General features: G+C 37.5%; 4 protein-coding genes. All 4 read right to left on the minus strand.

Annotation, left to right across the window (positions count from 1 at the left end):
• Positions 1-172 (minus strand): Ca2+-dependent phosphoinositide-specific phospholipase C (locus AC1DND_RS25320; RefSeq protein ID WP_477585303.1); only part of this gene is annotated, 172 nt, incomplete at its 3' end.
• A gap of 15 nt (positions 173-187) precedes the next feature.
• Positions 188-679: a RagB/SusD family nutrient uptake outer membrane protein gene (locus AC1DND_RS25325; protein WP_477585300.1), complete on the minus strand. Its 492-nt coding sequence runs from the start codon at positions 677-679 to the stop codon at positions 188-190.
• On the minus strand, positions 648-1,718 hold the full coding sequence (locus AC1DND_RS25330) for a RagB/SusD family nutrient uptake outer membrane protein (RefSeq protein WP_477585301.1): 1,071 nt from the start codon (positions 1,716-1,718) through the stop codon (positions 648-650). Before AC1DND_RS25330 ends, AC1DND_RS25325 begins: the two co-directional genes overlap by 32 nt.
• An 11-nt stretch (positions 1,719-1,729) precedes the next feature.
• Positions 1,730-3,281, minus strand: a 1,552-nt coding sequence (locus AC1DND_RS25335) for a TonB-dependent receptor domain-containing protein (protein ID WP_477585302.1), incomplete at its 5' end; no start/stop codon positions are given.

The following is a 3,281-nucleotide window of genomic DNA, read 5'->3' on the forward strand; positions in this document are numbered from 1 at the left end:
ATACCGAATCCGTTTTCTTGAACATGGTAAATAATGCCGGATCGATGGCTTGCTTATAACTGTTGTGCGAACCAATTACCTGAATCTGATTGATGGTTGGATCTTCTTTAACGGTAATAAACGCTATTGCTGGTAATACCAGCAATAGGCTAATGCAACTGATGATTCTCATACACCTTTTTAATTGTTAATACCCAGGGTTTTGTTTAAGGTTTGTATTAAGCTTTAACTCGTTTGCTGGAATAGGATAAATTCTTCTGGTTATATCCTTATTCATGAAAAGTACATCGTTTGGTAACGGATATTCAGTTTCAAATTGTCCGAAACGGATTAAGTCATTTCTTCTCCATGCTTCCCAGCTAAATTCACGGGCTCTTTCATCTAATAAGTTCGTTAATGTTGCAGAACTTGCCAGTTCAGCACCTGCACGGCTTCTTATTTTATTTAAAAGCACCAATGGAGTTTGCAGCTCGCCATTAACAGTAGTAGCAGTTGCTCCTCTTAATATTGCTTCTGCTTTCATGAGCATTACATCTGCCAAACGGAGTAGGGGCATATCGTTGCCATTTAAACGTGTCGCCTGAATTGCGTTTGCATCTGGCCAGTACTTCACCGATCGAACACCTTTAGCCTGATCTGCAACGGTATTACCCAAATCCATTGGCTTGCCTGGTTTCAAGATTAAATCTGGCGTAATTTCTATTTGTGTAGTTGTTCCTGCCAATTAACCAGAAACTGTTACGGATATCATTGTTTAAATTAAAACGATTATAATATTCGGGAGTAGTGCTCATAGCAATACTAAAACCTACGTTAATCCCATAAGCTGCTGCTAATGCAGGGTAAAAACCAAATCTTGTAATCTGGTTACCCGGAATCTGCTGATCGTAAGGAATAGCGAATATGGTTTCATTAATCTGAGGACCGTTGTTTACATCAAAAATATCTGAATATTTGTTATCTAAAACGTAGTTGGTGTTTTTCAGAATATTATCAGCCATAATTACAGCATCTGCATATCTCGGTTTGCCAGTATATACCTCAGCATTAAGGTACATTTTTTCTAATAAAGCATAAGCCATTGCCTGGGTTGGTCGGCCATAAACCAATACTCGGTTGTTATTATCTTTTATTGGTAATTGCGGAATAACGGCTAAAAGTTCTTTCTCAATAAATTCAAATACTTTATCCCTGGTTTGGTTTCCAGGCAGCGTATTCACTGGAAAAGTATCGATAATCGGCACATTACCATATAAATCCATCATAAAGTAATAATACAAGGCCCTCATTGCTTTTACTTCAGCTAAACTGCTGCTTTTTTGCGTAGCCGAAACTGAAGATTCACTAGTCAGGTTGATTAAACGGTTGCAGTTATTGATTCCGCCAAACCCCCACTGCCAGATATCTCTCACATTCGGGTGATCAATCGTCCAGGTATGGTAATGAAGCTGACGGTACTGGCCACCATCATCAAAGTTTCCATCGCGTGCAGGAATAATTGCGGCATCTGTAGAAAGCTCTTGCATTCTCCAATATGGAACGCCATATTGAGAAGAAAGATTAGAATACATAGTGCCATAAAGTGCCGCGTAATCTGAATTGGTAAAAGGAAAATTATCTTTAACGTATTGCGATTCAACATCGACATCGAGCTTACTGCATGATTCCAATACCATCAGGCAAGCAAGGATATTAAATAGGATTATAATCTTTTTCATCTTTATTTTTTTTAGAATGATGCACTTGCACCGAAACTGAAGGTTCTTGTTTTTGGATAATAATTATTGTTATCAATTCCAGGCGTTAATCCACCAATGTTGATTTCTGGGTCTAAACCACTGTATTTAGTGATTACAAAAAGATTATTTGCGGTAACATATAATCTAATGGCTTTGATGGTTGGTGTTTTAGGTTTTAGCGTATAGCCAAGCGTAGCGTTATCCAAACGCAAGTATGAGCCACTTTCAAGGAAACGGTCTGAAATCAGATATGCATTAATATCATTGAAAGATTCGCCCAGGGTAAAGGTTGGGATGTTTTGGAGTTTTGCATCGGCAGGATTATTTAAAGATGCCTTTGTAGCATTCAAAATCTTATTACCCAAAACGCCTCTAACTAAAAAGTTAAAATCCCAGTTTTTATAGCTGAAACTATTTACCCATCCGTAAATTAATTTAGGCTGGGCGTTGCCAGCAATTTTTGCATCAGTGGTTAAAGGCTGTGTGGCAATAGTTTGACCAGCAGCATTGATGTATGTACTTACACCTGCAGCATTTTTACCTGCATAATTCCAAAGGTTAAAAGTGCCCAATGCATAACCTGGCTGAACTAACTGACTGAAATTGCCCGACTGACCTTTGCCACCAAGCTGAGCTGTTTGAATGAATGGAATTTTATAGAATTCATCAGATAAAGTTTCCACTACGTTTTTATTGTGCGCAATATTTGGCGAGGTTGTCCATCTGAAACTATCTGTTTGGAAAACTGTAGCATTTAATGAAAATTCTACCCCTGTATTTTTGATTTTACCAACGTTGGCTGTAATGGTTGGTAAGAAAAACTGTGTTGTAGATACTTCGTAACGGTCGTAAATCAAATCTGATGTTTGTTTCACGTAAAAATCTAACGAACCCGTAATCCTGTTTTTAAATAAACCAAAATCTAAACCTATATTGGTTGTTGCTGTACTTTCCCATTTTAAATCTGGATTCGGGTTTCTAACCGGACCAATCGCATTACTGATAGAACCGTTGTTTAAAAATTTATTACTTCCAGAAAGTGTTCCATAAATTAATAATGAAGAGAAGGCGTCGAAACCTAAACTGTTACCAGATACGCCATAACCAGCACGAAGTTTTAGATCACTAATCACCGGAACCGACTGCATGAAATCTTCGCCAATAATTCTCCAGCCTGCAGAAACAGCCGGGAATAGACCCCAACGATTATTTTTTCCGAATGCGGAAGAGCCATCATCTCTTAAAGATGCCTGAAATAAATATTTCTCATTATAGTTGTACTGAACCCTGCCATAATATGAAATTAATCTTAAAGTAGATATTGGCGCATTATTAAAGGCTATTTGAGAGAGCAAACTTGGATTAGACAAAAACAGGTTGTTATAGCCTAAATTATCATTTGAAAAATTTTGTGTAGTTACGCCAAAACCGTCATTCGTTCTATCTTCTTGCCATGAATAACCTCCAAGCAATTTTAAACTATGTTTTCCAAAAGTTTTATCATAGTTGAAATAACCCTCTAAAACCTGGCTTTTGTTTAGG

The sequence above is a fragment of the Pedobacter sp. 01N416 genome, from assembly GCF_056399685.1.

Excerpts from the sequence above, each read along its gene's own strand:
- AC1DND_RS25330 (WP_477585301.1), bottom strand. The coding sequence starts at position 1,718 with ATGAAAAAGATTATAATCCTATTTAATATCCTTGCTTGCCTGATGGTA.